Origin of the sequence: Kistimonas scapharcae (assembly GCF_039540975.1) — a bacterium.
GTDB classification, from domain to species: Bacteria; Pseudomonadota; Gammaproteobacteria; order Pseudomonadales; family Endozoicomonadaceae; genus Kistimonas; species Kistimonas scapharcae.
In genome coordinates, this window is sequence record NZ_BAABFL010000017.1 from 1 (window position 1) to 6383 (window position 6383).

General features: G+C 52.2%; 8 protein-coding genes. 1 reads left to right on the plus strand and 7 read right to left on the minus strand.

All coding sequences use genetic code 11. The features are described 5' to 3' along the window. Window positions 1-214: hypothetical protein (locus tag ABD892_RS01725; RefSeq protein ID WP_345193175.1), on the plus strand; the 214-nt coding region annotated here is incomplete at its 5' end. A 44-nt stretch (window positions 215-258) separates the two neighbouring features. Here the strand turns inward: ABD892_RS01725 and ABD892_RS01730 are convergent. From ABD892_RS01730 to terL, 7 genes are all read right to left on the minus strand, one after another. Beyond that, entirely contained in the window at window positions 259-1272 is a 1014-nt protein-coding gene (locus tag ABD892_RS01730; RefSeq protein ID WP_345193177.1) for an IS1595 family transposase, read from the minus strand. Window positions 1273-1574: 302 nt separating this feature from the next. Then, window positions 1575-2168, minus strand: a complete 594-nt coding sequence (locus ABD892_RS01735) for a hypothetical protein (RefSeq protein WP_345193179.1) — start codon at window positions 2166-2168, stop codon at window positions 1575-1577. 25 nt (window positions 2169-2193) lie between these two features. After that, on the minus strand, window positions 2194-2730 hold the full coding sequence (locus tag ABD892_RS01740) for a hypothetical protein (RefSeq protein WP_345193180.1): 537 nt from the start codon (window positions 2728-2730) through the stop codon (window positions 2194-2196). A gap of 224 nt (window positions 2731-2954) precedes the next feature. Next, window positions 2955-3752: a phage head morphogenesis protein gene (locus ABD892_RS01745; RefSeq protein WP_345193181.1), complete on the minus strand. Its 798-nt coding sequence runs from the start codon at window positions 3750-3752 to the stop codon at window positions 2955-2957. After that, a complete protein-coding gene (locus ABD892_RS01750; RefSeq protein WP_345193182.1) occupies window positions 3701-4339 on the minus strand; it encodes a hypothetical protein in 639 nt (212 codons plus the stop codon). The genes ABD892_RS01745 and ABD892_RS01750 overlap by 52 nt, the downstream gene beginning before the upstream one ends. Further along, entirely contained in the window at window positions 4336-5829 is a 1494-nt protein-coding gene (locus tag ABD892_RS01755; protein ID WP_345193184.1) for a DUF935 domain-containing protein, read from the minus strand. The genes ABD892_RS01750 and ABD892_RS01755 overlap by 4 nt, the downstream gene beginning before the upstream one ends. 44 nt (window positions 5830-5873) lie before the next feature. Beyond that, window positions 5874-6383: phage terminase large subunit (gene terL, locus ABD892_RS01760; protein ID WP_345193186.1), on the minus strand; the 510-nt coding region annotated here is incomplete at its 5' end.

Here is a 6383-nt window from a genome sequence, read left to right on the forward strand (position 1 = left end):
CATGGCTAAAAAGAAAAAGTGTTGGTGGCGGTCAATTGCCCGCGAAGTCAATGATAGCAAGGCCTTTCATGATCTTTCCCTGCTCGCCAAGCTGTTGATAAGCGAACCCTTTCTGTGTTCCTGCCAAATATTGCCAATACACTGCACGCCCTCAGCGCCATCGCAAATCAACTCAGATCGGGTGTTCCGTGCAACACGTGGCATCACGGATTGATTCCGGAAAACTGATAAAAGTCATAAGCGCTGCATAGGCTCTGTTCAAATTAAGTGTTGTTTTACCCAATGAATAGAAATCTGATCTAAAAATCCTTCTTCTGAGAAGATATGGGTCTTTAAATATCGCTTCCAAGCCAGGTAACGAGAGAGATATTTTGTTGCTACGCGGTTGAAGAAACCGTTAAGCCAACGCTTCAAGTCACTGCGATACGCATTGACCGTCTGGATGTGGTACACGCCGTCCTTCACGTGTTGGCCGTTTTTCGCAACCAGTGTTTTGGTGTTGATCCCGAGTCGTTTGCCTAAATTGTCATGAGACAGGTGCCCATCAGTACAGAGGGTGCTGCCTGCCTGAATATGCCCACATAAATGCTCATGAATTTCATCGGTGTTGACATGGCTCAGTACGGCATCAATGACATGATGCTCACGGTCGCAGGCTACCATGACCGGTACTTGCTTAACGGCGTCATGCTTCAGGCCTGCGTCCGGCTTCGAGCGATGACGCCTAATCCGGCCTCCGCGACGCCGGGCGGGTACAGGCAGGTCTCGCTGGCCTTTGTGGGACTCACGGAAAAACGTTTCATCCTCCTCGGAAATGCCTGTGAGATCCCCATAATGATCGGTTTCAACGACAGCCATCAAACGATGGCGAAGGTGGAATGATGTGTTCAGGGATACACCGCATTTCCTGGCCGCTGGACGGAGGGTAGTGCTGCCATTCATGCATTCCACGTATGCATCCAGCTTGTCGCGGACACGCAAATGCGCCAGAGGTGTGCCGGTCATGGCATTGAATGTGTGCTGGCACTGTTTGCAGCGATACCGCTGATGTCCTGATTTCTGACCCCGGCGTTTGATCGATTCACTATGGCAATGAGGGCAAACAGGATGCCGGCCAAAGTAAAACTTGAGCCTTTCGAGCAGGCCGGATGCCTGTCTGTCTTCTGATCCTTTTGCAGGTACCGGAGGAAGAGCTTCCCGGAGAATCGTGATTTGGTCTGGAGACATCAGAGGAATGGATTTCAGGATGTCGTCAAATGATTGCTTCTGCATGTCTCACCTCTCAAGTGCAGAGTGGAATAGACGCACTGAGCAGTATAGTCAGAGATGACAACACTTAATGTGAACAGAGCCCGCTGCATATGTATCGCTGACAGCAGCTGACAAAATACAACTACGCTACCGCCCGCCAACTTTTACAGCCAGTGTCGGAAGGGCAAGAGAGGCTATTGGGTGCAATGGTTAATGTATCACTTCACTCGTAGGATGAAGGAGTGATGGTATATGAAAACTTGGCAGGTTCGAACCCGTATCAGGCGTATTTGTTGCTTATGTTTCGGCGTAAGCTTGTGCGTTTATCCGAAAGGGTCGTAAAACGCATCGGTGCCGAGCCGTCCGATGTATTTTGCGGCCAGGGTTTCCAGTGCGTCAGGACATCCGATGAATATCCAATCGTCGATCGCACCCATAAAACAGAAGCGCTCTACGGAAAAATACCGGGATTCTGCATCACGCAGACCAAAGCGCAGTATGGGGAGAAAGAGCCCGTTGAGAATGATCCGGTTGACCCTTGTCTGGTTAAAACCCAATGAATGAACTTGCGCAACAGTCTCATCCTCAAGCAGGTTGTCGGCGATACAGGACTCATAGATCGTTATATGCTCGCCCCTGCAATCCTGAAGATACCGCACGGGGTTGGAAACGCCTGCCAGTAGCGTCGCTACGGTCTGTTCTTCAGCCTTGGTGATTAACTGTGGCACTATTTTTTTCAGAAACACCTGCCCGTTTTCCGGACGCTCGACAATCTCATACCCGGTCGGAGTTTCTGCCACGGGTTCAGCCTGACTGTTTTTCCGGGTTGAAAAGAAATAGCACTCCCTGCCGGTACGCGTGACTGACCGGTACAGGGAATAAAGCTTGCCAGCCCGGTTGGTATAGGTCATTCCCATGGTTCAGTCCCTTAGCGGTTAATCGTCAGGTTCGTGAATCGTAGATGTCATCCATTAACCTGACGACTACAAACAGCAGATTGTTCACCAGGGGGATAGCGCGAGGACGAGAAGGATCAAAACTCGCATACTGGCTAACCTGCTCGTCAAGATGCGCCAACAACGCCAAAGGAGTGCCTGCGGCCTTGCATCGATCTACAAATCGATCATTCAGTGATGCCGTGAGGTTCCCGTTCATGGCGTTTCCGGGCACCAGCGACTTAAGCTCGGCATCCAGCAACGCCATTTTCACTTCCAGCCATCGTTCATCCTCTGGCTGCTTTGGGATTTCGCCCTGTGTCCGGTGGTAGAGGAAGATGATATCGAAACACAGATCCAGAAAAAGGTTAGCCATATCGAAACTGTCTTCTGCTATTGCATCAGACAATTCGCCAAAAATCGCGTCGTAAAGCTGGGGCTGACGATCCTGGAAACGATCCAGCAATGCGGTCCCTTCTGTTTCAGGTAAAATCCTGCTTGCTTCTGCGATGGTGTTAATGTCCTGAGCTGTTATTGCCTGCATGATGTTATCTGTGTATTCAGTTGTTTTACGTCAATGGTGATAGTGCATGATGTGCCAAAACGGCAGGGGCATTCGGATAACCCCATGATGACAGGCTACTTTAGACCATTGACTAACAGGGTGTGATGACCTTCAGCAAATCAACCGTTCATTCGTTAGTTGAAAGGGGTAAAAAGTCGGCAATGGGTATAGGGATTGGCTTCATGGTCTGAACGGGGTACACGTTACGGTTTTTGCTGCTGACCCTCTGATCGTTTCTCACGCTCAAGTTGTCGCAGGATGGCAAAGCGTGTCTGGCCCGGGTTGTGATCCCAGCCTGGGTCGAGATCTTCTGGTACTGTGTGGCTCTTGCCGGTGCGAGGGTTTTCCCAGAGACGGGTTTTGATCCTGGGCTCTGGTGAGGGTTTCAGACCGTAGGCTTTCAACTCTTTGCGGTCCAGCTGGATAGCACCGCAGCGGCAGTTCCAGCCGTTCGGAGGGAAGTGGGATGTCCAGAAGGTGTGGTTTACCGGATACACCCTGCCATCCCATTGTTGGTGTTCGGGTCGTACCCGGTGGTCTTCCACTGCGTCGTACATCAGATATGGCGAGGTTGCAGCGTTGGCCCGAATGCTTTGCCAGTGGCCCACGCTATAGGCGCTTTGCAGGTTGGTGCGGAAAATAGTCGCCAGCCTGGATGCGCTGCCCAGCTGAGCTTTGACGATCTGTCCGGTATCCGGGTCCACAACATCCTGTTTACCCCACCATCCGGCCTTTTGCAGGGCAGGAATGAGCTGCTGTTTGAACTCCGTCAGCGTCTTCCCGTCGTCTATGGCCTGCTGTGTTTTTTTGGCTACGAAGACCAATAGATCCCGGTTCATCATCTTGACCACGGTAAAGGCGGCGTCATGTTCCTCTGCGAGCATATCCTCCCAGCGGAATGACAGCTTCAGCCCTTTGCGTTCAAAGAACCGGATAGCCTGGGCCGGTTTCAGGGTAAAACCGGCAGTGACTTCCAGGAAGTCATAGTGGCTTGAGGACATAATGGATATTCATCGGTTATCGCATGAAACTTCTGACAGATATGGCGTGTATTCTCCAGTAATGCTTTGCTGGTGATCTGTAGATACGTTGGCGAAACGCTGTAGTCACCTTTAAAACCTAGCATTTGGTAAAAGCCAAATGCTCTACTAACTGCTTTTCGTACTTCAAAGGTAGGATATTTCTCAATATGCACCGCGTAATAACTAGCCACATGAAGTAATAACGTTCCCAAGCCGCACTTGAGCGGATTAGCCTGGATATCCTGAAGCTGAAGAACTTTATCCTCCTTTTCCTCAAAAAATTTCGCAAATGATTTTTCATTACCCTCAAGTGTTTGAATAATTTTGAGCTTTACCCTGTTTGAATCAGATTTGATTTTTACCGAGAACTCCAACAACCCTCGATACTCTATGTGCCTTAATCGTAGCGGCTTCTGTTGGGTAAAGATGCGTTGAATATCGTCATCGCTCAAGCGCTTTTCATATATAACCGAAGGAGACTGAACTTTGCTGATACCTGTAACCGATGTATCGGTATTCCTGACGATAACAGGTTCGCTCATAGACTTCGAAGTAAGTGCTCTCACCTTTTTTCGCCTCTAAATATTCCCATTAGCCTGCTGTAGAACCCCGCATCACGTATGGTTTTTACTGCAGTGTCTGAAGAAGATGATTGTTCCAGTAGCTCTTCAAGATGTGACCTGAATGTTTGCAGGTCACCGGTGTCCTCGGCATAGGACAACAATTCTTCTATCTGATTCCCATATAACGCGTGATATCTAGTAGCAAAATAGTCAGCAGCATCTGCCAGCGCCTGTTGATCCTTACGCCGATCGGCCTTTTTCTTTGCGAGCTGTGGATGAACGGCGTCTTGCTCGGCAAAGGCGGGATCAAAGTTATCCGTTGCAATGGGCTGCGACATTGGCTCCGGTTTTTTCCGCCAGCCGGGGCCGTACACCTCCTCGATATACTCCTCGGTGGGCTCGTAGCCCAGGGTGCTGATTTTGTTATCGCGTTCGGCCCGCTGGAGCAGGTCTTCTTCCGGCTCGGTATTGCGCCAGACTCTAGGTGGTTGGGCATTGGGAAAGTTCCACTCCGTTAACCAGCGCACCACCTGGTTGTTGAAACTCTCGCAGATCAGGTCCGCATCGCTTTTGATCACCGACTGTTTCACCGCCTCATGCACCTGCGCCTGGGAGAGTGAGCTGCCGTCATCGGTGGTCATGGTCTGGCTGAGCACCACCTTGCTGATGGCTCGGTCCATGCGCTCTGCCAGCGCTTCATAGTCAGCGGTGCCATGGCGGGCGGCCTCCAGCAGCTCTACCAGAATGTTGTCCGGAACGACAATGCCGCTGTCTACCTGGATGGCGTCCAGCACCTGAAGGGCCTTTTCCCGTTCCCGTGGATCTTCCGCCTGTCCCGGCGGCAGCTTGGCCATGGCAGTGGGCTGGCCGAACTTCTCCAGAAAAATCAGCCAGAACTTGATGTCGTTGCGTTTGAAAAAGGTGGGCCAGTACAGATAGTGGCCCAGTCCCAAACCATAGGGGTTGTCGCTGTGGTTGGCCCCGGTGCTGAACACCCAGAACTTCTGGTCGGGGAGTTTCACCGGATGGGGCTCACCGGCCTTGATCAGCCGCAGGTTGCCGTCCACATCAAACACAAACCGGCTGCGGTCGCGGACCTTGATATCGTCCAGCACTATTTGGCTGCCATCGTAGGCCCACAGGCACTCGCCCACGGCATAACCGTAAAACAGGCCGTAGAGCATCTTATCGGTGATGGCGTCAAAGCGGATATGGGTCAGCTGCTCTTTAATGAACTCCGCAGCGGCCTTGTCCTGAGCAGACTCACTGGCAGGCTCCACCGTCCACTCGCTTTGGATTACCGCCAGGCGTCGTTGCTGGAAGGTGGGTTTTACCTGATCGTCTCGCAGGATTTCATCGTAGATCTTCATGTCCCGACCGCGCTCTCTGAGCACGCTGTCGGGGTTGTCCATCAGGGTGGCGGTGTAGGCCGACGCCAGCCGGACGCCGTGGTCCGCCTTTGCCAGCTCTCCCAGTTTTGGCTTGCCTGCCATGGTGTTGTCCTGTCTAGTCCCTGTGCCGGTTAAAATGTGAGCACTCAATAACCCCTGAAATCATTGCGGCCCCTTACCACACCATAACCTTTATCCTCATCAATACTGTGCGGGTTTTCGCCGTAGGCCTCGACGCCTGCGCGGGTGTGTCCGGTAGAGGCAAAGCTAAAGTTTGCTCGGTGCTCGTGCGCCCATTTCAGAAACTGGCTGGTGGAGTCCACCTGGTCATCGTTACCCGCCAGCGGGAAAATGGTCAGCTCCAGCTCGTAGTCAATCAGCCAGGGTGCCGCTTCAGGCAGATGCACCAGCCCAGCCTCAAACAGACTGCTGACCTCCACTAACCGGTCTATCTTGTTCACGCCCTTGGGGTCGCAGGGGATGACCGGCACATGGATCTTTTTATAACCGGCGTTTACGCCTTCGCGCAGCTCCTGGATCAGCGAGGTACCGCTGCCTTTATCCTCGATCAATACCGCCTGCGGGTTCCAGGCCAGATACAGGCTGGCAGCCGCACGTTTCAGTCGTGGGTACTCCAGCTTGTCACGGAACACATC

Coding starts and splice junctions, on each gene's coding strand:
- ABD892_RS01730 (WP_345193177.1), bottom strand. CDS start 1,272: ATGCAGAAGCAATCATTTGACGACATCCTGAAATCCATTCCTCTGATG.
- ABD892_RS01735 (WP_345193179.1), bottom strand. CDS start 2,168: ATGGGAATGACCTATACCAACCGGGCTGGCAAGCTTTATTCCCTGTAC.
- ABD892_RS01740 (WP_345193180.1), bottom strand. CDS start 2,730: ATGCAGGCAATAACAGCTCAGGACATTAACACCATCGCAGAAGCAAGC.
- ABD892_RS01745 (WP_345193181.1), bottom strand. CDS start 3,752: ATGTCCTCAAGCCACTATGACTTCCTGGAAGTCACTGCCGGTTTTACC.
- ABD892_RS01755 (WP_345193184.1), bottom strand. CDS start 5,829: ATGGCAGGCAAGCCAAAACTGGGAGAGCTGGCAAAGGCGGACCACGGC.